Origin of the sequence: Micromonospora sp. DT44, from assembly GCF_049841635.1 — a bacterium.
GTDB lineage: Bacteria > Actinomycetota > Actinomycetes > Mycobacteriales > Micromonosporaceae > Micromonospora.
Window position 1 is genome coordinate 133,915 of sequence record NZ_JBNCKS010000001.1, and the last position, 23,998, is coordinate 157,912.

The following is a 23,998-nucleotide window of genomic DNA, read 5'->3' on the forward strand; positions in this document are numbered from 1 at the left end:
GTGACCGAATTCTGCCCTTCGTACGTGCAGGACGTGACTGTCGGGGTAGGTGAGGCTCGAGAGAGGGGAGGGAATCATGGATCTGCTGGCCACGACGACCATCCGTCAACCGGCTGCCGACGTGTACGCCTTCTGGCGTCGCCTCGAGAACCTGCCGACGTTCATGGCCCACCTGCAAGAGGTACGGATCACTGGGGAGCGGACGAGCCACTGGACGGCGAGCGCGCCGTTCGACCGCAGCGTCGAGTGGGACGCGGAGATCACCGAGGAGGTGCCCGGCGAACGCATCGGCTGGCGCTCCACCGGCGACGCCGACGTGCCGAACACCGGCAAGGTCTGGTTCGTGCCCGCGCCCGACGGCGTCAGCACCGAGGTGCACGTGCTGCTGGTCTACGACATCCCCGGCGGCAAGCTCGGCCAGGCCGTTGCGAAGTATTTCGGCGAGGAGCCGCACCAGCAGCTCGACGACGACCTGCGCCGCCTCAAGCAGGTGCTGGAGACCGGCGAGGTGGTGCGCTCCGACGGTGCGCCGTGGGGTAAGCGCGCCCGCCGGGAGTTCCCGCAGCGGCCGGCGCAGCCGCTGTCCAGCGACGAGTTGTCCAAGGGGGAGGCGGCATGAGGGCGAACACCTGGGCCGGCCGGAACAAGGTCGAGGTCCGCGACGTGCCGGACCCGAGCATCCTCAACCGGCGGGACGCCATCGTGAAGGTCACCTCGACCGCGATCTGCGGCTCGGACCTGCACCTGGTCGACGGGTACGTGCCGACCATGCAGGACGGTGACGTGCTGGGCCACGAGTTCATGGGCGAGGTGGTGGAGGTCGGCGACGGCGTCGATCCGGGCCGGCTGCGGGTCGGCGACCGGGTGGTGGTGCCGTTCCCGATCGCCTGCGGCGCGTGCGCGGCGTGTGCCGCCGAGCTGTGGTCGTGCTGCGAGAACAGCAACCCCAACGCCGGGATCGCGGAGAAGATGTTCGGTCACCCGGTGGCCGGCATCTTCGGCTACTCCCACCTGACCGGCGGGTTCGCCGGTGGCCAGTCCGAGTACGTGCGGGTGCCGTTCGCCGACGTCGGACCGCTGAAGATCGAGTCCGACCTGACCGACGAGCAGGTGCTGTTCCTGTCCGACATCCTGCCCACCGGCTACATGGGCGCGGAGATGTGCGACATCCAGCCCACCGACGTCGTCGCCGTGTGGGGCGCGGGCCCGGTCGGGCAGTTCGCCATGGACAGCGCCCGCCTGCTCGGCGCGGCCACGGTCATCGCGATCGACAAGGAGCCGTACCGGCTGCGGATGGCGGAGGAGGCCGGGCACACCACGATCAACTTCGAGGAGGTGGACGTCCGGTCCCGGCTGTTGGAGCTGACCGGCGGACGCGGGCCGGACAAGTGCATCGACGCCGTCGGCATGGAGGCCAGCCACGGCAGCGCGCACCTGCACGCGTACGACCGGGTGAAGCAGGCGGTGCGGTCGGAGACCGAGCGGCCACACGCGCTGCGCCAGGCCATCCTGTCCTGCCGCAGCGGCGGCATCGTGTCGGTCATCGGCGTCTACGGCGGTTTCCTCGACAAGTTCCCCTCCGGCGCCTGGATGAACCGGTCGCTGACCCTGCGCACCGGTCAGTGCCACGTCCAGCGGTACATGACGCCGCTGCTGCGCCACATCGAGAACGGTGCGCTGGACCCCACCCGCGTGATCACCCACACGCTGCCGCTGGACGACGCGGCACGCGGCTTCGACCTGTTCAAGAACAAGCAGGACGACTGCGAGAAGGTCGTGCTCAAGCCGTGACGGGCTCGACGCCGGCGAGGGACCGCACGTGGGCCCCGCCGGCGTCGGCCGGCCGGCGTACCGCGTACGCCCGCGTTGCTAGGATTGCCGCACCATGGCGACTGAGCGCAAGCCGACCGCGGACCCGGCCCGCAGCCTGGCGATCCTCTGGCGCACCCGGGAACCGACCAGCCGCGGCGCCGGGCAGGGGCTCACCGTCGACCGGATCGTCCGGGCCGCCATCGACATCGCCGACGCCGAAGGGCTCGACGCGGTGACCATGCGTCGGGTCGCCGAGGCGCTGGGTGTGGGCACCATGTCGGTCTACACGTACGTGCCGGGCAAGGCCGAACTGGTCGACGTCATGATCGACACCGCGTACGGCGAGATGCCACGTCCCGTCGTCGAGGGTGACTGGCGGGCGCGGCTGGAACGGATCGCCCGCGACAACCTGGCGCTGTACCAGCGGCACCGGTGGATGGTGCGGGCCGAGAGCACCCGCCCGGTGCTCGGCCCACACCTGATGGCCAAGTACGACCACGAACTCGGCGCGGTCGCCGACATCGGGCTCACCGACGTCGAGATGGACGCGGTGCTCACCCTCGTGCTCGGGCACGTGAAGAGTTCCGCGCGCGCCGCCTCCGAGGTGGTCGACCTGGAACGGGAGACCGGCATGACCGACGGCCAGTGGTGGCAGTCGCACGCGCCCTGGCTGGAGACGTTCCTGAACCCCGACAGCTACCCGACCGCGTCGCGGGTCGGCACCGCGGCCGGCCAGCAGCACGGCGCCGCCTACGGCCCGGAGTACGCCTTCGAGTTCGGCCTGCAACGCGTCCTCGACGGCATCTCGGTGGTGGTCGCCGAGCGGGCGGCCTAGCCCTCGACGTCCGGTGCTATCCGTCCGCCTCCGGCGGGGGGACGGCGTTGCCGAGCCGGGCGAGGGAGCGGGCGGACGGGCTGCCCGGCTCGGCGTGGTAGACGACCAGCGACTGGGTCGTGCCGCTGATCGTCAGCTTCTCGTAGCGCAGCTCCAACTCGCCCACCTGCGGATGGTGGAACACGCGCAACCCGCCGCCCGCGCGAGCGGTGACGTCGTGGCGCGCCCACAGCCGCCGGAACAACTCGCTGCCGGCCGTCAACTCGTCGACCAGCTCGGTGAGCCGTGGATCGTCCACCTCCGCCCCCACCTGCGCGCGCAGGCCCGCCACCGCGCTGGCGGCGACCGCCTCCGGGGCCGGGTAGAGCGCCGGCACGCGCGGGCCCAGGAAGACCTCGCGCAGCAGGTTCACCCCGACCCGGTAGATCGGTGTCAGCGCGGTCGCGATCCGGTTCGCGAAGAGCACATCCAGGTGTCGGCCGTGCACGAAGGCCGGCGTTTCCGCCCATGAACCCACCAACTGCCGGATGCCCACCGGTACCCGCTCCGGGCGTCGTGCCGGGCGGCCGGCCGGGGCGTGTCCACCGAGGCGGCGCAGGTGCGCGGTGGCCTCCGTGTCCAACAGCAGCGCCCGTGCCAGCGCTTCGAGCACCTGGGCCGACGGGTTGCGGTCCCGGCCCTGCTCCAACCGCAGGTAGTAGTCGGCGCTGATGCCGGCGAGCAGGGCCAGCTCCTCGCGTCGCAGACCGGGCACCCGCCGGCGACCACGTGCCGGCAGGCCGACGTCACCCGGCCCGACCAGCTCGCGCCGGGCACGCAGGTACTCGCCCAGCGGGCCGGCCGTGCTCACCAGCCCATCGTAGGAGCGGCCGCCGCCGCCCAGCCTGGTCCTCCCACTACCAGGAAAACCGGTAACCCGGATATCGCCGACCGGCCGGGCGACAGTGGGTCAGGTAAGCGTGATCGAGAGAGGGGACAGAGATGACCGAGCGAATCACGACGCCATTCGGTTTCGCCTCGACCGCCGACGAGGTGCTCGCCGAAGTCGACCTGACCGGCAGGCGGGCGGTCATCACCGGCGGCGCCGCCGGCATCGGCGTCGAGACCGCCCGCTCGCTGGCCGCCGCCGGCGCCGAGGTGGTGCTCGCGGTGCGTCGCGTCCCGGCCGGCGAGGAGGCCGCGAGGGACATCGCGGCCAGCGTCGGCGCGGACCGGGCCACGGTCCGCGAGTTGGATGTGGCCAACCAGGATTCGGTACGCCGGTTCGTCGCCGGCTGGGACGGGCCGCTGCACATCCTGATCAACAATGCCGGGATCATGGCTCTGCCCGAGTTGGAGCGCACGGCCGAGGGCTGGGAGATGCAGTTCGCCACCAACTTCGTGGGGCACTACGCGTTGACCGTCGGCCTGCACGACGCTCTCGCCGCCGCCGGTGGCGCCCGGGTCGTGTCGGTCAGCTCCAGCGGCAACCTCTTCTCCCCGGTGATCTTCGACGACCTGCACTTCGCGTTCCGGCCGTACGACCCCCTGTTGGCGTACGGGCAGTCCAAGAGCGCCGAGGCCCTGCTCGCCGTCGAGGCCAACAGTCGCTGGGCCGCCGAGGGCATCCACGCCAACGCCTTGAACCCGGGCGCGATCGCGACCGGGCTGCAGAAGCACACCGGCGGGCTGCGTACGCCGAAGGAGCGGCAGAAGACCCCGCAGCAGGGTGCGGCCACCTCGGTGCTGCTCGCCGCGTCCCCGCTGCTCGACGGCGTCGGCGGTCGCTACTTCGAGGACTGCGCCGAGGCCCCGGTCCGGACCGAGCGACCCGCCGACTACACCGGCGTGGCGGCGTACGCCGTCGACCCGGGCAACGCCGAGCGCCTCTGGAACGTGGCGGCGGACCTCATCGCCCGCTGACCCCGGAACCCGCCCGAGCAGGGCCCTGTGGATGGTACGACTGGGTCGGCGGGTGACGTCCGGGAAGGGGGGCGATGGCGAACGGGCTTCCCGGGCGGCTGCTCCAGAAGCGGGAGGACCCCCGGCGGACCTCGTTCCTGGAGCTCTTCTTCGACCTGGCCTTCATTTTCGCGTTGACCCGGCTGTCCCGGGCGGTGGTCGACGACCCCAGCGTCAACGGTGGCTTCCAGGTCATGGTGATGCTGGCGGCGATCTGGTGGGTGTGGTTCGTGACCGCGTGGTCGGCGGACTGGTTCGATCCCCGGGCGCCGCTGATCGTCGTACTCCTGCTCTGGGTGATGTTCGGCGGCCTGTTGATGGCCGCGGCGGTGCCCACCGCGTTCGGCTCGCACGCCGCGCTGTTCGCCGGCGCCTACGTGGCGATCCACGTGGGTCGGGGCGTCCTGCTGATCCCGGCGCTGCGCGGGCACCCGCTGCAACTGCGGAGCCTGCGGGTGGCGATCTGGTTCGCGATCTCCGGTGCGATGTGGTTGGTGGGCGTGGCCGTCGCGCCGGCCCGGGAGGTGCTCTGGACCCTCGCCCTGGTGCTGGAGTACTCCCTGGCCCGGTTGCGGTGGCCGTTTCCGTGGCTCGGGCGCAGCTCGTGGCCGGACCTCCAGGTCAACGGTGATCACCTCTCCGAGCGGTACCAGCAGATCTTCATCATCGCGTTGGGTGAGCTGATCCTGTTCGCCGGCATCGCCTACAGCGACGCCGGCCTGCACCTCGAGAGCACGTTGGCCTTCGTCCTGGCGTTCGTCACCGCGGTGGCTCTCGCCCGGCTCTACCTGGCGCCGGCCGGCTCGCGGCTGGGCGCGAGCATCATGGCGGCCGGTCCGTCCGGCAGCAAGCTGGCGCTGCTCGCCGGCTACCTGCACCTGCTCATGATCGCCGGCGTCCTGGCCACCTCGGTCGCCATGGAGATGACAATCGAGGACCCCCGCACCGAGGAGACGGCGCAACTGGCCCTCGGCATCGTCGGTCCGGCGCTGTTCCTGACCGCCCGGATCCTGCTCGCGTGGGTGGTCGACGGCAGCCGGCCCTGGGCGCGCCTGGTCGGTGTGCCGGCCATCATCGGCTGCGGGTTCGCGACCCAGCGGCTTCCGCACGTCGCCAACAACGCCGTCGTCGCCGGGGTGCTGGTGCTGATCGTCCTGGTCGATGGGATGCCCGGCCTCCGGCGCTACGCCGCCAGAAGCAGGCGGGACGGCGCGCCCGATCCCCGGCGGGCCGGGTAACCCGCCGATGTCAGCACCGCGACCGGATGCCCCACCGCGAAGCGCCGACGTGGTGGAGTTGCGCGTGCACGGCGTGTCGGGGGCGGAACCCTCGGTCGTCCTGGGCTCGGCGTCGGCGCGCCAGGTCGCGGGTGACGCTCGTGGCGGCTTCTACCGGCCGGACGGGCCGGGCCGCGACGCCCCCGACGGGTTGACGCTCGAGGCGTACCGCTGGGGTGATCTGCCCTCGGGCACGGTGGCTCGGACGATTTCCATGGTCTTGCTGCTGCCGTTCATGCTCAGTAACGCGGCGGCGTGGATGCGACCCACCGGCGAGCGCGCCGCCAGCGTCACCGTCCTCAGCCGGCTCCTCGCGCTCAACCTCACCCTGGTGTACGTGGTGTCCATCGCCGGGGTCGCCCTCGACCTGCTCGCCTGGCGTTGTCTCGGCGCGACACCCTGCCGGGCGCCCTTCGACACGCTGCTCGGGCTGGACGACCGACACGTCGGGCAGCGGCTGGCGGTGCTGGCGTTGCTGCCGATCGCCGCAGTGGGCCTCCTGCGACTGCTGGGGACCCGCCGTCGCCGACCGTCCGGCAATCCGCTGTGGGCCGTGGAGCCGCTGGTGGAGCGGTTGCGGGCGATCCACGTCGCCGCCGCGCTCGGCGTACTCGATCTGCTGCTGCTCACGGCCCGCCGGGCCGGCGGCGCGACGGCCGGGACGAACCTGTTGCTGGCGCTTACCGCGGCGGTCCTGGTGGCCTGCGTCGGTCTGCTCGCCGTCCCCGGCCTGATCGACCGGGCCGCGACCGCGCGGACGGCCACCGTGACCGCACGCGCCACCGCCGTGGTGGCGGCCGGCCTGACCGTGGCGACCCTCGTCGTCGTCGCGGGCGACGGGCGGGGCTGGCCGACGTCGGCCGGGCTTCCCGGCTACGGCGCGATCGCGGGCGGCACGCTGTTCGGCCAGATGGCGTTGCTGGTGCTGCTCAGTGGACTGGTGTTGGGGCAACGGGGTCGCGCTCGCGGTCGCCGGGCGCTGCCGGGGGGCGCGGGCGCCGCGGTCATCGCGGCCATCGCGGTCGGCCTGGCCGGCGCTCTCGCCTCCGGCCTGGTCTACCAGAGCGGGGTGCTGCTCGGCGGATATCGCGGTGACGGCGGGCCGCCGTTGCCGTACCGCTGGACGTTGCTGGCCTTCTTCCTGCACGTCGACGCGGCGGTGCTGTTGGGCGCGGCGCTGACCGTCCTGTCGCGCCGACGTCGCCGCCGCGCGGCGGCGACGATCACCAACCGCGACTTTCCCGCGCCGCCGCCGGGGGCGACCGTGCGGTTGCGACAGGTCACGAAGGCCGTGGCCCGTGCGCGGTTCACCGAGTGGCTGGGCCTGCTGGCCGTCACCTACGCGGTGCTCGCCCTGATCGGGCTGGCCACGAGTCTGCTCGGGCAGTTCGGACGCGAACCCGACGAGGTGGCGTGGCGGGTTCTCGGGCTGCCGGCCGGTGTGGTCGGGATGGGTCTGGTGGGAGGCACCTACCTCGTCGCCGCCGTGGCTCTCACGCTGTTGTCCGGCGGACTCTTCGCGTACCGGACCGCGTGGTTCCGCCGGCACGTCGGGATCCTGTGGGACCTGGGCACCTTCTGGCCCCGGGCCGCCCACCCGTTCGCCCCGCCGAGCTACGCCGACCGGGCGGTACCGGAGTTGGCCGACCGGATCGGCCACCTGGCCGAGCGGCACGCCGGAGTGCTGCTGTGCGGGCACAGTCACGGCTCGGCGCTGCTGGCGCTCGCGGTGCTGCGGCTGCCGCCGGCCGCGCGGCGACGGGTCGCGCTGCTGACCTACGGCTCCCCACTGGACCGCCTCTACGCCCGGCTCTTCCCCGCCTACGTCGACGACAGGACGCTGCGTCAGGTGGGGGAGCGGGTCGGATGGCGGTGGGTCAACCTGTGGCGGGACACCGATCCGGTCGGTGGCTGGATCTTCGCCGCGCACCGCCCCGGAGATCCTTCGCCGGACCCCACCGACCCTGCCGGTCACGTCGACCGGCGGCTGCGGGATCCGGATGGCCTGCTGCCGGCACCCGGCGAGCGCCGGCCTCCGCCGCTGCGCGGGCACCACCCGGGCGAGTCCGATCCGGCGTTCCGGGCGGCCGTACGCGAACTCGTCGGCCGGCTCCGCAGCTCCGACGCGACGTGAAGGAAGTGCCCGTTACTCGGGAATCCGGTCGGACTCCGCCACCACCGCGCGCACCCTACGCAGGGTGGCGTCCGGCGCGCGGATCGCCGCCCGCCACCGGTCCAACGTGCGGGTCAGCACGCGGACGACGAACTGCAACTGGTTGACCTGCTCGCGCAGCGTCCCCAGCTCGGTGCGGGCGTGCAGCGCCTCGCCCTCCAGCTCGGTGATCCGGGTCTGTAGCGGCTGCACCAGGGTGAGGGCGGCCTCGGTGAGGGTGTCGGCGGCGTCGGCCTTGAACTTGCCCCGCTGCACCAGCACGGTGGCGATCGCGGCGAGACCGGTCGAACCGCCGAGGATGCCGAACACACTGAGCGCCACCTGCACCCAGTGTGGCGCGGCAGGGGCCGGCGAGGTGTTCACGGGACACTTCCCTGTAGTTCTTCGTAGCTCACACATTCACATGCTCGGACGAGGCGGCGTAGGTCGACGGCGAGTTGCGCGGCCCGCCACAGCGATCCCACCGCCACCGCCACGACGAACGACGCGGCGACCAGCGACTGCTGGCTCCACAGCGCCAACAGGGCCACCGCGTACATGCCGGTGATCGTGCCGAGCACCAGGACCGACGCGAGCTCGATGCCGAGCCCGGTGGAGAGCCGGCCGGGCCACAGGATGCCCAGCAGCCCGCACACGCCCACCGCGATCAGACCGACCTCCCAGGCGGCCTGGACGGGTGCCGGCATGGACGTCTGGATGGAGGTCGGCCGGACGTCGAGGAGCATCATCATGATGCCGCAGAGGGGTGCCGTGATCAGTACAGCGACCTCGTACGGCTGGTGGCGGGAACGGATACGCAGATACCTCACGGCGACTCCCTGGTCGAAGACCCCCGAGTCCGCCAGCGACCGTGGTCGGTGCCCGCTGAGGGTGACGTGCCCACTGCTGCCGCATGGCACCAGCCCTCAGCCGGGGCGGTGGAGGAACGGTCGATGGTCGAGAGGGGGACCGACGTGCCGTCGTTGGTCGCCGATATCTGCCTGTGTATCACCGCCAACCGGTTTGCGTCCACCTGGTGTAACGTCGCATTCCCGCAGGTCAGGCCGTTTTGCGGGGCGCGGCCGGGCGGTCTGCGGCAACCCGGCCGCCCTTCGGCCGCTCGTTACATTAAGTGTCGGATATCCAACTCCTCGTGGTCGCGCAGCGCCCCCACCACGACGGCCGGCGCCTCCTCGGCCATGAAGTGCCCGCAGGTGACGGTCCGGTGCGTGAGATCCGGCGCCCAGGCCCGCCACACGGCTGCGGCGTCGTAGCCGAGAGCGGCCCCCCAGTCCTGCTGAAGCACGGTCACCGGCATCCGCAGCCGGTTGCCGGCCGCCCGGTCGGCCTCGTCGTGCGCGACGTCGATCCCCGCGGACGCCCGGTAGTCGGCGACGATCCAGGTCACCGCGTCGCGGGACGCGCGCAGATAGGCGGCGCGTACGTCCGCCGGCAGCGCGTCCGGGTCCCGGGTCCAGACGTCGAGGAAGTGGCCGAAGAACGCGTCCGGGCTGCCGCCGATCAACTTCTCGGGCAGGCCGGGCGGCTGCGCCATCAGATACAGGTGAAAGGCGACGGAGGCGTCAACGCCGTGCAGCACGTCCCACATGTCCAGGGTGGGTAGCACATCGAGCAGGGTGAGCCGGCTGATCGCCGCCGGGTGATCGAGGCCGGCGCGGAACGCCACGAGAGCGCCCCGGTCGTGCCCGGCCAGGGCGAAGCGGTCATGGCCGAGCGCGCGGGCCAGCGCCACGACGTCGGCGGCCATGGTCCGCTTCGAGTACGCGCTGCCGTCGCCGTCCACGGGCTTGTCGCTCTCGCCGTAGCCGCGAAGGTCCGGGCAGATGACGGTGTGGTCGGCGGCGAGGTCGGCCGCGACGTGCCGCCACATGAGGTGGGTCTGCGGAAAACCGTGCAACAGCACGATCGGTGGCCCGGAGCCGCCCACGGCGGCGCTGAGCGTCACGCCGTCGGCGACGGTGACGCGCTGGTAGTCGAATCCGTTGATCCTCGGCTGCACGGGTGAGCCTTCCTGGTGAGCGGTTCGGCGCGGGGAATGCCCGTCGCCGGCGTACGTCATCGAGCCTGCCCGGGGGTGATCAGTGGACGGTCAGTGTCTGATCAGTGCGGGCTAGATTGAGGCCATGACCAGGCAGCCGACGGCACCGGTGACGTTCGGCGTGCTCGGGCCGGTGACCGCCATCGCCGGGACCGGTCCGGTTCCGCTGCGGGGGCACCGGCAGCGCCTGGTGCTGGCCCGGTTGCTCATCGCCGGTGGCCGGGTGGTGCCGGTGGAACGTCTCGTCGACGACCTCTGGGAGGTTCCGCCGGAGCGCGCGGTGGGCGCGATCCGGACGTTCGTCGCCGACCTCCGCCGGGCGTTGGAGCCCGACCGGCCGCCCCGGCAGCCATCTGGCCTCCTGGTCACCGAGCCCTCGGGGTACGCGCTGCGGACCACCCCGGACGCGGTGGACGCCGACCGTTTCGAGGCGGCGGTCGGCGAGGCCGGTCGGCTCCTGACGGCGGAGCTGCCCGCGCCGGCCCTCGCGGCGTTGGACGGGGCGCTCGGGCTGTGGCGCGGGCCCGCGTACGCGGACTGCGTGGGCGAGGGCTGGGCCGTGGCCGAGGTCAACCGGCTGGACGAGCTGCGGATGCTCGCCGTGGAACGGCGGGCCGAGGCGCTGCTCGGGCTGGGTCGGCCGGACGAGGCCGCCGCCGACCTGCCCGGCCACCTCGCCGCCCATCCGCTGCGCGAGGACGCCTGGCGGCTGCTCGCCCTGGCCCGCTACCGCGCCGGTCGGCAGGGCGAGGCGCTGGCCGCCCTGCGCGAGGCCCGCGCCGTCCTGGTGGCGGACCTGGGGGTGGACCCGGGCCCCGAGTTGCGCCGGCTGGAGGCGGACATCCTCGCGCAGGCCCCCCACCTCATCGACACCCCCACGGTGGCCGTTGCGGACCGGGCCGGAGCCGTTTCCGACGGCGGGTTGACGTCACGGCGGCCGTTCGTGGGGCGGGACGCGGAGCGGGAGCGGCTGCGGGGTGCCGCCGAGGCCGCCACCCGTTCCGGGCGGCCCACGCTCGCTCTGCTCAGCGGCGATCCGGGCGCCGGCAAGACGGCCCTGGCCGAGGCGCTGACGCGACAGTTGGCCGCCGAGGGCTGGACCACGGCATGGGGGCGCAGCCCCGAGTACGAGGGCGCCCCGGCCGCCTGGCCGTGGACCCAGATCACCGAGGCGCTCACCGGCTCGGAGGTGCCGTCCTCAGCGGGCGGCGTGTCGTCCTCTCCGGGCGGCGTGTCGTCCGACGGCGGGGCGGCGGGCGCCGACAGCGTCGATGATCCCGCCTTGGCCCGGTTCCGCCGACACCGCGCGGTGGCGTCGGTGCTCTCCGCCGTCGCCGACCGGGGCCCGCTGCTGGTGGTCCTGGACGACCTGCACCGGGCCGACGGTGACACATTGGACCTGCTCACCGCGCTGCTCGCCGGGCCGCAACCCGCCACCGGACCGGTACTGGTCCTGGGCACGTACCGGGCCACCGAGATCACCGAGGGGTTGACCGCCGCCCTGGCCCGCGCCGCCGGGCTCGAACCCGCGCGGGAGTACCTCGCAGGCCTGTCCCCGAAGGCCACCGGCGAACTGGCCCGCGCCGTCGCCGGCACGGAACTGACCCCGCCCGCCGTCGCGCTGATCCACCGCCGCAGCGCGGGTAACCCGTTCTTCGTCCGGGAGCTGGCCCAGCTCTACGCCGAGGCGGGCGGCGCGGCGCTGGAGGCGGTACCGGCCGGGGTGCGCGACGTCATCCGGCACCGCCTCGCGCAGCTGCCCCCATCAACCCGTACCGTGCTGCGGCAGGCGGCGGTGCTCGGCCGGGACGTCGACCCCGCCGTGCTCGGCGCGTTGACCGACGACCCGGCCGCGCTGCTGGACGCCGTCGACCGCGCGTTGCAGGCCGGCTTCCTGACCGAGCAGGCACCCGACGGGCGGCTACGGTTCACCCACATCCTGGTCCGCGACACGCTCTACGCCGACCTGTCCGCGCCGCGCCGCGCGGCCTGGCACGCCGCCGTGGCCGAGGCGTTGCAGCGCCATCAGCTCGTCGACCCCGCCACGCTCGCCCACCACCTGCTGTCCGCCGGGGGGCCGACAGCCGCCCGACGGGCCGCCGACTACGCCCGTACGGCCGCCGAACGGGCCGAACGTGGCGGCAATCCGCACGAGGCCAGTCGGCTGTGGGCGCAGGTCGTCGAGGCGGTCGACCGGGCCGGGGGGACCGAGCGGCGCGAGCGGCTGACGGCTCTGCTCGGCCTCGGGCGCTCGCTGGCGGTGACGGGTCGGCTGGCCGAGGCGCGGCGTCACCGTGCCGAGGCGATCGCCGACGCCGAGGCGCTCGGTGACGCCCGGCTGACCGCCCAGGTGCTGGCCGGTTTCGACGTGCCCGCGATCTGGACCCGCAACGACGACGACCTGCTCTCCGAGCGGATCGTCCGGGCCGCCGAGCACGCCCTGACCGGCCTTGGCCCGTCCGAGGCGGCGCACCGCAGTCGGCTGCTGAGCACGCTCGCGCTGGAACTGCGGGGCGTCACCGATGACCGTGGCCGCCGGGCCGCCGTCGAGGCCGAACGGATCGCCCGGACCCTCGATGACCCCGGGCTGTTGGCCTTCGCGCTGAACGCGCGCTTCATGCACGCCTTCGACCGCGTCGGGCTGGCCGACGCGCGGGCCCGGATCGGCGCCGAGCTGGTCGACCTCGCCGCCGCGCGGCACCTGGTGACCTTCGAGGTGCTGGGACACCTCATCCTGCTCCAGGCGTGCTGCGCGCGGGCCGACCGGACCGGCGCGGACGAGCACGCACGCGCCGCCGACCGCCTCGCGCAGCGGTACGAGCTGCCGCTCGTCGGTGTCTTCACCGGCTGGTACGCCGCGCTGCGCCAGGCGTGGGTCGGTGACCGGGACGCGGCGGCGACCGCGTACCGGGCCGCCGCCGAGCGGCTGCCGACCGACGGCATGCCGGGCCTGGCCCAGGGGCTGCTGCCGCTCGCCCTGCTCGGCCTGCGCCTGGCCGACGCTGTCGGCGACCGGTTGGCCCACGACGACCGGCCGATTCCGGGGCCGGACGACGAGGACTGGGCGGGACTGGACTGGGGCCCGCACGAGCCGTGGATCCGACCGCTGCTGCTCGCCGCCGACGGCGACCGGCCCGCCGCCCGAGCCGCGCTTCGGGCCTTGCCGGACGGGCCGCACGACCTGCTGCGGGAGGTGCGGCTCTGCCTCGCCGCTCGGGCGGCGCTGGCGATCGGCGACCGGCCCACGATGGAACGTGTCGCCGTCGCGCTCCGCCCGGCCGCCGCCGAACTGGCGGCCGGCAGCGGGATGGTCAGCGTCGGCCCAGTGGCCGCGTACCTCGCCGACCTGGCCACCGCTCTGCGTCGCGATGCGGAAGCGGCCGAGCACCGCCGGACCGCCCGGGTGCTCACCGCGCGTGTCCGCGCCGACCGAATCTGAACGCCGTCGGGCGCATGCTGGCCGCTGGGACGATCGCGGGTGGGAACCAGCGTGCCGTCACCGCCAGGCAAGGCGACCAGCCGGTGATCATCGGCACCCAGGCAATCCTGCCCAACCATCATCAAAAGACAGAAGCCAGGGTTAACGGCAAATATCTTATGGCGGGTCTGACGGATCTTGTCTCGGCTGGAGGTGGGCGGTCCGTAATTGACGGACATATATTACCGGCACTATTGTGAGCTGACATCACATTCGGGCTGCGACGAGCTCTTCGGACGCTGGTCAGCGGGATGTCGGGCAAAAACTCCTGTTCGTACGACCGCGATCGTGACGATCGGGTCCAGGCTGAATGGACCACTATGCCGCAATGCCTCCGTACGAGAATGTCCGCACTACTCGCTGTCGGCGTCGTGCTCGTCGCCATCGCGGTGCCCACGCCCGCCGTAGCCGCCCCTGTCGGCTCGTTCACCAGACAGGCCTTGTCTGCCGGGTTGAGCCGCACGCAGGCCAACGGGCTGCAGGGTAAGATCGACAACTACGTCCAGACGTACGGCGGTCGCCAGATCTCCGCCAATCAGGTGGACTTCGACGGCGGTCTGTACACGGCTACGGTTCCTGGTGAACCGGCCGTGCGGAACCTGTCAGCCGCCGCCGCATCGGTGGATCATTGCACGGGCGCGGCGCCGCTCTACTCCGGATGGTTCTGCGCTTACCGCTCGGCCGGCTTCCAGGGCGACCAACTTCAGTGGTACAACTGCGGTCGCTACAACATGCCGTGGGCAGGCACCGGCTCGTGGATCAACAATCAGAGTGACAACACGGATGCCTACCTGCTGAATCGAAACTTGAGCGTGGTCGTCCAGAGCTTCGCCTACGACGCCAGTCTGTCGGTCAACTGGACGCCGGTGTGGTACGTCGATGTGTGTTATTAAGGGACGTCTCGTAACTGGGTGAAGGCGTTGCCCGGCATCGGCCTGGTGGCCGGCCGGCGGGACGAGGTTGTGAACGTTGGCCGATGCCGAAACCGGCATCGGCCAACGTGTGGCCGCTGCGGCGGCATATTTACCAGCCCTTTTGGCTCGTACGCGCCCAGTGGCGCTCCATACGCCCCGGTTTACTGATCACTGTTGGCGCCGAGTCGACGTGTAGTCCGGTTCTGATCACGTACAGCTCACGCTCCCCGGCGACTTGCCGGTTTCTCCCGGATCGAGCCGACCGGTGCGGTCAGATGGAACCACCGGCCTGCGCCGCCAATCGGGGATCTAGGGGGTACGCCGTGCAGGGGCTCGTGCTGATCGTGGTGCTGGGCGTCACCGTCCTGATCGGCACCACCCTCGGCGGCCGCTACCGGGTCGCGCCGCCGGTGCTGCTCATCGCGTTCGGAGTGCTGCTCGGGCTCGCGCCCCCGCTGTCGGACCTGGTCCTGGAACCGGACCTGGTGCTGCTGATCTTCCTGCCGGCGATCCTCTATCGGGAGAGCCTGACCATCAGCCTGCGGGAGATCCGGGCCAACCTGCCGGTGATCGGGCTGCTCGCCGTGGTGCTCGTGGTCCTCACCATGGTCACCGTCTCGTTTACCGCGCAGGCGTTCGGCGTGAACCCCGCCGCCGCCTGGGTGCTCGGCGCGGTCCTCGCGCCGACCGACGCCGCCGCGGTCACCGGTCTGGCCAAGCGGCTGCCCCGCAAGCTCCTCACCACCCTGCACGCGGAGAGCCTGATCAACGACGGAACCGCCCTGGTGGTCTTCGCGGTGGCCGTGGGCCTGCTCACCCAGAGCGCGGAGCCAGGGGCGCTGGGTATCGGCGAGGAGTTCGTCGGGGCCAGCCTCGGCGGCCTGGTCGCCGGTCTGCTGGTGGGCGTCGTCGTGGTGTTGATCCGCAAGCGGCTCGACGATCCGCTGCGCGAGGGCGCGCTGAGCGTCCTGACGCCGTTCGCCGCCTTCCTGCTCGCCAGCGCGGTGCACGCCAGTGGTGTGCTGGCCGTCGTGGTCGCCGGTCTGGTGCTCGCGTACGCCGGCCCCCGGGTGATCCGCGCCCGCTCCCGGGTGCTGGCGTACGCGTTCTGGGACCTGTCCACCTTCCTGATCAACGGTGGCCTGTTCGTGCTGCTCGGCACCCAGATCCCCCGCGCGGTTCGCGGCATCGTCAGCACCTCGCCCCCGAGGGCCGTGCTGATCGTGCTCGCGGTCACGCTCGCCGTGGTGGTCACCCGGTTGGGCTTCGTCTACCTGACGTCGCAGTCGGTGCGGCTGCGGCGTCGTCAGATGGCGGAGCAGGAGGGCGGCATGCCGAGTTGGCGGGTCGGCACGGTCGCGGGATGGTCCGGTTTCCGGGGCGCCGTGTCGCTCGCCGCCGCGCTGGCCGTGCCGACGATGACGGTCTCCGGCCGCCCGGTGGTCGAGCGAGATCTGATCATCTTCGTCACGGCGCTGGTGATCGTCCTGATCATGCTGGTGCAGGGCACCACGCTGCCGCTGGTGGTGCGCTGGGCGGGGCTGTCCGGCGACCCCGAGCGCGTCGACGAGGCCCGACACGCCCGCCGGCGTGCCACCCAGGCTGGCCTGGACGCCCTGCCCGGAGTCGCCGAGGAGGTGGGGGCCGAGGAGGAGGCCGTACGCCGGCTGCGGGCCGAGTACCAGCGACACCTGGCCGACCTCAACGAGACCGGTGGTCGGACCTCTCAGGAGCGCAAGCTGGAGCTCCGGCTGCGTCTCGGCGTCCTCGCCCACAAGCGACGGGAGCTGACGCGGCTGCGCGACAACCGGGAGATCGACGACCTGGTGCTCCAGGAGCTCCAGTCGGCGCTGGACAACGAGGAGATCCGGCTGCTCGGCCGCGGCCCGAGCGAGTGACCAGCGGCGTTACCCCGTGACGGATTGGTGACATGGGTTCGGCCAGGTGCGGGGCATTCGGGCAGGTCGCCGGCGGGTACGGTGAAGGCCGGTTCGGCGTCTGTCGATGTGCTCGGCCGGTGAGGGGGCCCATGACCACCGGAGCGAGCGCGGCCGAGCCGCGGGTGGTCACCGAACGGCAGTTCCTCGACGAGCTGGCCGCGGTGACCCGCGAGCGTGTCGCCACCCAGTTCCTCTACCTGATGGCGCAGGAAGGGGCCGTCGTCGGCGTCCAGTGGGAACAGCCCGGCGTCGACCACCTCCGCCGCTACCGCGTCCGCGACGCCTGCCCGCACTGCGTCGTCCTCGCCGCCGTGGTGACCCTCGCCCCCGTGCTGCCACTGGACGGGCTGCGGGCCGGTCGCGCCCGGCCGCAGTACGAGACGGTCCTGCGTACCGGCCGGTTGCCCCACCTGGCGTTCGCCCGTCCGGCGGGGGCACCCCGGGCGAGCTGGCTGGGCGACTGCCACGCGGTCGACGGTGACCCGCACTCCGACGCCGACTGCCCGAGGCACGCCGTTCCCGCGCCCACCGGAGACCCGTTGGCGCTGCCCCCGGGTTCGCTGCCCCGGGCCGTACGGGAGCTGTATCCGCATGACGGCGCGGCCACCGCCGACCTGGCGCGGCGGTTACGGATCGCCCAGGACTGGCGCGCGGACGCGCAGGCCGTGGCGAGTGGCATCCGCGAAGCGGCGGCGACCTGGGCGTTCCTGCGTAACTCCTGCGTGCTGGGCGTGCCCGTGCCCGGCGCCAACGGCCTCGTGCTCACCGTGGCGCCGGGGCGCCCCCCGGACGACCGGCCGCTCGGCGAGCTGCACGAGGCGACCGTACGCGCCCTGCCCTCCGGCGGCGGCCCGGTGCCGTACCAGGAGCTGGCCTGCCTGCTGCCCGAGCCGGCGTCGACGACGCAGCGCATGCCGACGTACGCCGGTGCGGTGGACCTGACCGCCGCCGCGCCGGTGCGGACGCTGCGGCTGCCGACGCCGCGCCGGCCGCTGAGCACCACCGGGCGGGGTGTGCTGCTGCTCTACGAGGCCCGGCACGCCATGGGTCGGCACGTGGCGAGCGCGCCGGTGCGCGACAGCGCGTACTGGGATTCCGAGGCGGCGTTGAACGTCTTCGAGTTCACCCTGCTGGAACGGGTCGCCGGGCGGCACTACCAGGAGGCGGTGGCCGCCTACCTTCAGGCGTTGCGGCGCGAGGGTGACCTGCTCGCGCGCCCGCACAAGGTGCTCGACCGGCGTCGCCGCAAGGCGCTGTCGCTCGCGTTCGGCGGGCTGGACGACGAGGAGCTGCACCTGTGGGCGTCGGTCGCCTACCGCAACGCCATCCTGGAACTGCTCGGCGACCTGAAGGCGTTCGCCACGCACCTACGCCTGCAGGCCGGCTGACACCACGCCCTCAGAGCACCTGGGCGAGGAAGCGACGCAGCCGGGGATGCTCGGCCCCCTCGAAGATCCGCTCCGGCGGACCGGCCTCCAGCACCACACCCCGGTCCATGAAGGCGACGGTGTCGGCGACCTGGCGTGCGAAGCCCATCTCGTGGGTGACCACCACCATGGTCATCCCGGCGGCGGACAGGTCGGCCATCACCCCGAGCACCCCCTTGACCAGCTCCGGGTCGAGCGCCGAGGTGGCCTCGTCGAAGAGCATCACCTCGGGCCGCAGCGCCAGCGCCCGGGCGATCGCCACCCGCTGCTGCTGCCCCCCGGAGAGCTGGGCGGGCCGGGCGTCGGCCTTGCCGGCGAGCCCCACCAGCTCCAACTGCGCGCGGGCGACCTGGACCGCCTCGTCCTGGCCGAGCTTGCGCAGGCGGCGCAGCGCCAGCGTGATGTTGCGCAGCACGCTCATGTGCGGGAACAGGTTGAACTGCTGGAACACCATGCCGACCCGCTGGCGTAGCGCGTCCGGGTCGTCCCGCAGCACGCTGCGGTCGTCCAGCAGCACGTCGCCGCGATCAGGCTCGATGAGGCGGTTGAGCGTACGCAGCAGAGTGGACTTGCCCGACCCGGACGGTCCGATCACGCAGGCCGTCGCGCCGCTCGGCACGCTCAGGTCGACGCCGCGCAGCACGCGGTTGGATCCGAAGGCGAGGTGGATGTTCTGTGCCCGCAGGCTGACCGAGGTGGTCGTGGCGGTGGTCATCGCCGATCTCCTTCCGTGGTCGGGGCCAGCGTGGGCTCATCGTCGTCGTCCGGCGCCGCGGTGGTCCGGCCGTCGCGCAGCCGCCGGTCGATCCAGTTGACGAGGTGGGTCAGCGGGACGGTCAACGCCAGGTAGAACAGACCCGCCAGCAGCAGCGCGGATTCGTTCCCGGTGGTGGCCGCGTAGTCCTGCCCGATCCGGAACAGCTCGCGCTGGCTCGCCACCAGGCCGAGGAAGTACACCAGACTGGAGTCCTTGATCAGCGCGATGAGCTGGTTGACCCAGGCGGGCAGCACCCGCCGGATGCCCTGCGGGATGATCACCAGTCGCATCGCGTCGGTCCAGGAGAAGCCGAGCGCCCGGGCGCCCTCCAGTTGGGCCGCCTCCACCGACTGGATGCCGGAGCGGAAGATCTCCCCGATGTACGCGGCGGCGATCAGCGACAGCGCGAGGATGCCCAGCGGGTACGGGTCCGGCCCCCACACCCGCATGCCCAGCGGTGCCAACCCGACGCCGATCAGCAGGATCGTCGCCGCGGCCGGCAGCCCTCGGAACACGTCCGTGTAGACACGCGCCGGCCAGCGTAGCCACCGACTGCGGGAGATGCCGGCCACGGCCAGCAGCAGACCGAACACCGTGCCGAGCAGGGCGGCGGAGACCGCCAGGATCAGCGTGTTGGGCAGCCCGACGGTCAGCATCTCGGGCAACGCCTCGCGCATCGCGTCGATGTCGAAGAACGTTTCCCAGAGGGTGCTCAACGGATCCATCGTTCGCCTCTCCTACCGCCCTGCTCGCTCGTCACCAGGTCAGGACGCGGCCGACGCGGACGCCGACGGCGCCGCGACCGTGCCGCTGCCCGGCTTGAAGTCCGCCGGGATCGGCCGGCCCGGGTAGTACTGCGCCTGCAACCGGCTCCAGGTGCCGTCGGCGATGACCTCGTCGAGGGCCTTGTTCAGCGCCTCGCGCAGCTTGTCGCTGCCCTTGGCGACGGCGTACGCGGTCGGTGCCGGGCTGAGCTGCTTGGCCGCCACGGAGATCTTGCCGTTGCTGTCGGCGGCGGACTTCTCGCCGATCTCGGCCGGTGCGATCCAGGCGTCGGCCGTGCCCGCCTTGAGCTGGTTGATCGCACCGTTGTAGTCCGGCACGCGGACCGGGTCGAGCTGCTTGCCGGTGGCGTAGTCGTCCTGGACGGTGCCCTGAACCACCACGACGCGCTTGCCCGTGAGCTGGTCGAATCCCTTGATCGGCGAGCCGGCCGGCACGTCCAGCCCGAAGTAGCCGAAGTCGTACCCGTTGCCGAAGTCGACGGTCTTCTTGCGCGCCTCGGTGATGGTGATCGAGGAGCTGCCGACGTCGAACTTGTGGTTGTTGACCTGGGACAGCAGCGCGGAGAAGTCGGTGCCGACGAACTCCACCTTCAGGCCGAGCTTGCCGGCCACGGCGGTCAGCAGGTCGTTGTCGAAGCCGGTGAACTTGCCGTCCTTGAGGTACACGTTGGGCGGGGCGTCGGTCAGCGTGCCGGCCCGCAGCACGCCCGGCTGCGCCAGATCGTACGGGTTCCCGCCGTCACCCCCCGAAGAGTCACCCCCGTCAGAGCAGGCACCCAGCAAACCAACGGTCAACAACGAAACCCCAACAACAACAAAACGAGAGAAAATACGCATAACGAACTCCAAAGGGATACGTCGACCCCGTCGATCATGAAGTTGTTGCCGCGACACGCCGGTCGGGCGGGCAACAACTTCATGATCGACGCGAAGAAGGGTCGGGAGGGTAGGGCGGGGAGGGTGGGGCGGGGGGTGGAGCGGGTGGGGCGGGTTAGCGCTTTAGGCGGCGGTACACGCCGCGCTGCGCATTCGCATCAGGTCCACGTGGAGGCGCCGGGTCAGGGCCGGCGTACGCCGGCTGGCCGGTGGTGTGGGGCTGAGGATGTGCATACGGTCTCCCGGGTCTTGGTGCTGACCTGGGTGCCAGGCCACGCTTGCACCGACGTCCCGCCGGTGCCTGGTCCTCACCCGGGGCACCCCACCGCGGAGGAGGGTTGCCGGCCAGCGAGCCGGGGCTTCGCGCTGGCACTCATGACCTGCGCCGAGGCTAGCAGCAGCCACCGGTCGGTCGTCCAGCCGATATGACCACGCTCACCGGCCGCGACCCGCGCTCGGCGAGCCGGTCAACCGGCGTGCACGTGGGGTCGGCGTGTCTGGTCCGGCTCCTGACGGCGCAGGATCTCCCGGGTCACCGAGGCGATCTCGCCCTGCCCGAACGCCAGGTAACGCAGCACGTTGCGGGCCGGGCCGCCCTCGGTCCACTCGAAGTAGATGTGGGGGCGGCGCGTGCTGCGGTCGCGGATCTCCAGCAGCAGCGCGGCCAGCGCGTTGGGCACCGAGGAGCTGGCCAGGCTGAGCACCGGGAAACGGTCGTGCGCCACGCTGCCGCGTACCAGCAACCCGGTCTCGAAGTCCGACGGATCGGTGACCGTGACCTCGACGAAGACCACGTCACTGTCGTCGGGGAAGTCGTTGTCCGCCATGGTCTGGGCCAGCTTGTCGCGGTACTCCGCCAGGTCGCGGCGCTCCGGCTCGTGCGCGATCAGGCGGATCCGGCGTCCGGCGCGCTCGTCGACCATCCCGGTCGCCACCTCGTCGAGTTCCACGTGGTCGACCCGCAGCTCGAACGCCCGCATCACCCGCGAGAGCGCCGACACCAGGATCATCGCGCCGATGAAACAGGCGGCGATCTTCACGCCGTCCGGACGCTGCACCACGTTCGCCACGGTGGTGTAGACGAACACCACCGCGATGATCCCGAACGCGACCGTGCGACCGCGCTGACGCCGCCGCCGCGCCGCGAGCGTCACGGCCGTCGCCGCCGAGGTGATCAACACCAGAACCCCGGTGGCGTACGCGCCGCCCTGCGCGTCGACGCTGGCGGAGAAAATGATCGTGATCAGGAACGCCACGCCGGTGAACACCAGGACCAGCGGTCGGACCGCGCGGGCCCACGTCGGCGCCATGCCGTAGCGGGGCAGATACCGGGGTACGAGGTTGAGCAGCCCGGCCATCGCGGACGCCCCCGCGAACCAGAGGATCGCGATGGTGGAGAGGTCGTAGACGGTGCCGAACACCCCGCCGAGATGCTGGTGGGCCAGGTAGGCCAGCGCCCGCCCGTTGGCGGCCCCGCCCGGCCGGAAGGCCTCGGGCGGGATCAGCACGGTGGTGGTCACGCTGCTGGTGATCAGGAAGACGCTCATCGTCGCGGCGGCGGTGGTGAGCAGCCGCCGCGCGCCCCGGATGCGGCCCAACGGCCGGTCCTCCGAGTCCTGGCGGTCTCCTCGGATGTGCGGCATCACCGCCACCCCGGTCTCGAAACCGGACAGGCCCAGCGCCAGCTTCGGGAACACGAGCAGGGACAGCCCGACCACCAGCAGGGGATCCCCGTGTCCGGTGGTCAGGGCGTTCGTCCAGTCCCCGACCGCACTCGGGTGGCTCACCACCCGCCACAGCGCGTCGGCGATCACCACCGCGTTCAGCGTCAGGTAGACCGCCACCAGGACGACGGCGATCCCGATGGCCTCGCCGAACCCCTTGAGGAACACCGCGCCGAGCAGCGCCACCAGCAGCAGCGTGACGACCACCTCGTGACCCTTGAGGCCGCTGGGCAGGAACGGGTTCTCGTCGAGGTGGGCGGTCGCGTCGGCCGCGGACAGGGTGATGGTGATGATGAAGTCGGTGGCCGCGAAGCCCAGCAGCACCAGCACGAACAGCTTGCCCGGCCAGTAGCTGAGCAGGCGTACGAGCATCGCGATCGAACCCTCGCCGTGCGGGCTCTCCACCGCCACCCGCCGGTAGACGGGCAGCGCGCCCAGCAGCGTCACCAGCACCAGCACCAGGGTCGCCACCGGCGAGAGCGCCCCTGCCGCCAGCGCCGCGATCCCTGGCTGGTAGCCCAGCGTCGAGAAGTAGTCGACGCCGGTCAGGCACATCACCTTCCACCACGGGTGGTGCCGCTCCTCCCGTGGTCGCACGTGCAGGCCCTGCGGCACGGGCTGCTGCGACTCGTCGGCGAGCAGCCAGCGCCGTACCCGGTCGGTCCGCCGGCCGGCACGCCTGTTGACCTCCACTGGCGTCACCCCCGTCCCGCCCATGGTCACCGCGAGTATCCGCCGTCCGCTCGACGTCCGTCCGGCGGTGCGCGGAACCCGCCCGCCGGGGAGTACCGGCCCGGGGCCCCGGGTTTCGGGTCGGAAGCACCGGGGAAGCAGCGCCCCCGTCCCGAACGCCGGGCGGGGCAGCGCCGGGAGGGGAGCGGGCTCGTGGTTGGTGGCCGCCGCTTCCGCCGGGGCGACGGCTTCGGCCGTCAGCTCGACGAGCACGAGGCGCGGGTCGGGGCCGTCCCACCGACGCAGCCGGGGAGCCCGTCCGCCGGCCGTCTGGTGGACAGCGCGGTCTACATCCGGGGACATCGGTTCGCCTCCCCGGCCGGTCTCGCCGAGACGTACGCCTGCCTGCAGACCCAGGACCACGCGATGGCCTGGATCGGGTTGTACCGGCCCGACATCGACCAGATCTCCTCGCTGGCGCGCGAGTTCCGTCTGCACGACCTGGCGGTGGAGGACGCGATCAACGCCCACCAGCGGCCCAAGCTGGAACGGTACGGACACACCCTCTTCGTGGTGCTGCGCGCCGCCCGCTACGACGACCTGCGGGAGGAGGTGGAGTTCTCCGAGCTGCACCTGTTCATCGGGCCCGGTTTCGTGGTCACGGTCCGGCACGGAGAGGCGCCCGACCTGGCCGCGGTACGACGTCGCATGGAGTCCGACGCGCCGATGCTCGCCCGGGGTCCCGAGGCGGTGCTGTACGCGATCCTGGACCAGGTCGTCGACGGGTACGCGCCGGTGGTCGCCGGGTTGGAGAACGACATCGACGAGATCGAGACCCAGGTGTTCGGTGGTGACCCGAACGCCAGCCGGCGCATCTACGGGCTCAGCCGGGAGGTCATCGAGTTCCAGCGGGCCGCCCGTCCACTGCTGGGCATGCTCGACTCCTTGGCGGCCGGCGCCGGCAGCTACGGCGCCGACGAGGAGCTGCGCCGCTACCTGCGGGACGTCATCGACCACCTCACCCAGGTGGTGGAGCGGGTGGACGGGTTCCGGCACCTGCTGCAGAACATCCTCACCGTCAACGCCACGCTGGTCTCGCAGCAGCAGAACGAGGAGATGCGCAGCCTGACGGCGGCCAGCTACGCGCAGAACGAGGAGCTGAAGAAGGTCTCCTCGTGGGCCGCGATCCTGTTCGCCCCCACCCTGATCGGCACGGTGTACGGGATGAACTTCGTGCACATGCCCGAGTTGAACTGGCGCTTCGGCTACCTGTTCGCGCTCCTGCTCATGGTGCTGGTCTGCGGCACCCTCTACCTGGTGTTCAAGCGCCGCGGCTGGCTGTGAACGAC

General features: G+C 72.1%; 19 protein-coding genes and 1 riboswitch. Of the genes, 11 read left to right on the forward strand and 8 right to left on the reverse strand.

What is annotated here, in order from left to right; all coding sequences use genetic code 11:
• Positions 1-76: 76 nt before the first annotated feature.
• From ACLQ25_RS00605 to ACLQ25_RS00615, 3 genes are all read left to right on the forward strand, one after another.
• Complete coding sequence (locus ACLQ25_RS00605) at positions 77-619, forward strand: SRPBCC family protein (RefSeq protein WP_425728048.1); 543 nt, start codon at positions 77-79, stop codon at positions 617-619.
• Complete coding sequence (locus ACLQ25_RS00610) at positions 616-1,791, forward strand: zinc-dependent alcohol dehydrogenase (RefSeq protein WP_425728049.1); 1,176 nt, start codon at positions 616-618, stop codon at positions 1,789-1,791. Before ACLQ25_RS00605 ends, ACLQ25_RS00610 begins: the two co-directional genes overlap by 4 nt.
• Positions 1,792-1,885: 94 nt before the next feature.
• Positions 1,886-2,647: a TetR/AcrR family transcriptional regulator gene (locus ACLQ25_RS00615; protein WP_425728050.1), complete on the forward strand. Its 762-nt coding sequence runs from the start codon at positions 1,886-1,888 to the stop codon at positions 2,645-2,647.
• 16 nt (positions 2,648-2,663) lie between these two features.
• Here ACLQ25_RS00615 and ACLQ25_RS00620 read toward each other — a convergent pair whose 3' ends face one another.
• Positions 2,664-3,497: a helix-turn-helix domain-containing protein gene (locus ACLQ25_RS00620; RefSeq protein ID WP_425728051.1), complete on the reverse strand. Its 834-nt coding sequence runs from the start codon at positions 3,495-3,497 to the stop codon at positions 2,664-2,666.
• Positions 3,498-3,628: 131 nt separating this feature from the next.
• Here ACLQ25_RS00620 and ACLQ25_RS00625 point away from each other — a divergent pair, with 131 nt between their 5' ends.
• The 3 genes from ACLQ25_RS00625 to ACLQ25_RS00635 all read left to right on the forward strand — a co-directional run bounded on the left by ACLQ25_RS00625 (position 3,629) and on the right by ACLQ25_RS00635 (position 7,999).
• Positions 3,629-4,549, forward strand: coding sequence for an SDR family NAD(P)-dependent oxidoreductase (locus ACLQ25_RS00625; RefSeq protein ID WP_425728052.1), 921 nt, complete (start codon positions 3,629-3,631; stop codon positions 4,547-4,549).
• 74 nt (positions 4,550-4,623) lie between these two features.
• Positions 4,624-5,826 carry a low temperature requirement protein A gene (locus ACLQ25_RS00630; RefSeq protein ID WP_425728054.1) on the forward strand — a complete coding sequence of 401 codons (1,203 nt, stop codon included), beginning with the start codon at positions 4,624-4,626 and terminating at the stop codon, positions 5,824-5,826.
• 7 nt (positions 5,827-5,833) lie between these two features.
• Entirely contained in the window at positions 5,834-7,999 is a 2,166-nt protein-coding gene (locus tag ACLQ25_RS00635) for a hypothetical protein (protein ID WP_425728056.1), read from the forward strand.
• 12 nt (positions 8,000-8,011) lie between these two features.
• On the opposite strand, the gene ACLQ25_RS00640 is transcribed toward ACLQ25_RS00635, so the two are convergent.
• From ACLQ25_RS00640 to ACLQ25_RS00650, 3 genes are all read right to left on the reverse strand, one after another.
• On the reverse strand, positions 8,012-8,401 hold the full coding sequence (locus ACLQ25_RS00640; RefSeq protein ID WP_425728058.1) for a hypothetical protein: 390 nt from the start codon (positions 8,399-8,401) through the stop codon (positions 8,012-8,014).
• Positions 8,398-8,847: a hypothetical protein gene (locus ACLQ25_RS00645; RefSeq protein WP_425728060.1), complete on the reverse strand. Its 450-nt coding sequence runs from the start codon at positions 8,845-8,847 to the stop codon at positions 8,398-8,400. The genes ACLQ25_RS00640 and ACLQ25_RS00645 overlap by 4 nt, the downstream gene beginning before the upstream one ends.
• A gap of 293 nt (positions 8,848-9,140) precedes the next feature.
• The gene (locus tag ACLQ25_RS00650) at positions 9,141-10,037 is read right to left on the reverse strand and encodes an alpha/beta fold hydrolase (protein ID WP_425728062.1); all 897 of its coding nucleotides are present in this window, start codon (positions 10,035-10,037) and stop codon (positions 9,141-9,143) included.
• Between the two features lie 124 nt (positions 10,038-10,161).
• Between ACLQ25_RS00650 and ACLQ25_RS00655 the strand changes: the two genes are divergently transcribed.
• The 4 genes from ACLQ25_RS00655 (at position 10,162) to ACLQ25_RS00670 (ending at position 17,796) form a co-directional block, all read left to right on the forward strand.
• On the forward strand, positions 10,162-13,515 hold the full coding sequence (locus ACLQ25_RS00655) for a BTAD domain-containing putative transcriptional regulator (RefSeq protein WP_425728064.1): 3,354 nt from the start codon (positions 10,162-10,164) through the stop codon (positions 13,513-13,515).
• A 383-nt stretch (positions 13,516-13,898) separates the two neighbouring features.
• On the forward strand, positions 13,899-14,447 hold the full coding sequence (locus ACLQ25_RS00660) for a hypothetical protein (protein ID WP_425728066.1): 549 nt from the start codon (positions 13,899-13,901) through the stop codon (positions 14,445-14,447).
• A 344-nt stretch (positions 14,448-14,791) separates the two neighbouring features.
• Entirely contained in the window at positions 14,792-16,366 is a 1,575-nt protein-coding gene (locus tag ACLQ25_RS00665; protein WP_425728068.1) for a Na+/H+ antiporter, read from the forward strand.
• A 131-nt stretch (positions 16,367-16,497) separates the two neighbouring features.
• The gene (locus ACLQ25_RS00670) at positions 16,498-17,796 is read left to right on the forward strand and encodes a hypothetical protein (protein WP_425728070.1); all 1,299 of its coding nucleotides are present in this window, start codon (positions 16,498-16,500) and stop codon (positions 17,794-17,796) included.
• A gap of 10 nt (positions 17,797-17,806) precedes the next feature.
• Here the strand turns inward: ACLQ25_RS00670 and ACLQ25_RS00675 are convergent, their stop codons facing one another.
• The 4 genes from ACLQ25_RS00675 to ACLQ25_RS00690 all read right to left on the reverse strand — a co-directional run bounded on the left by ACLQ25_RS00675 (position 17,807) and on the right by ACLQ25_RS00690 (position 22,670).
• Complete coding sequence (locus ACLQ25_RS00675) at positions 17,807-18,550, reverse strand: amino acid ABC transporter ATP-binding protein (RefSeq protein ID WP_425728072.1); 744 nt, start codon at positions 18,548-18,550, stop codon at positions 17,807-17,809.
• Positions 18,547-19,317, reverse strand: coding sequence for an amino acid ABC transporter permease (locus ACLQ25_RS00680; protein ID WP_425728074.1), 771 nt, complete (start codon positions 19,315-19,317; stop codon positions 18,547-18,549). Before ACLQ25_RS00680 ends, ACLQ25_RS00675 begins: the two co-directional genes overlap by 4 nt.
• A gap of 39 nt (positions 19,318-19,356) precedes the next feature.
• On the reverse strand, positions 19,357-20,082 hold the full coding sequence (locus tag ACLQ25_RS00685; protein WP_425728076.1) for an ABC transporter substrate-binding protein: 726 nt from the start codon (positions 20,080-20,082) through the stop codon (positions 19,357-19,359).
• 440 nt (positions 20,083-20,522) lie between these two features.
• Positions 20,523-20,634: riboswitch (SAM riboswitch) on the reverse strand.
• Between the two features lie 86 nt (positions 20,635-20,720).
• Positions 20,721-22,670, reverse strand: coding sequence for an amino acid transporter (locus tag ACLQ25_RS00690; RefSeq protein ID WP_425728078.1), 1,950 nt, complete (start codon positions 22,668-22,670; stop codon positions 20,721-20,723).
• Positions 22,671-22,862: 192 nt separating this feature from the next.
• Here ACLQ25_RS00690 and corA point away from each other — a divergent pair, with 192 nt between their 5' ends.
• Entirely contained in the window at positions 22,863-23,993 is a 1,131-nt protein-coding gene (gene corA / locus ACLQ25_RS00695; protein WP_425728080.1) for a magnesium/cobalt transporter CorA, read from the forward strand.
• The last annotated feature ends 5 nt before the right edge of the window (positions 23,994-23,998 follow it).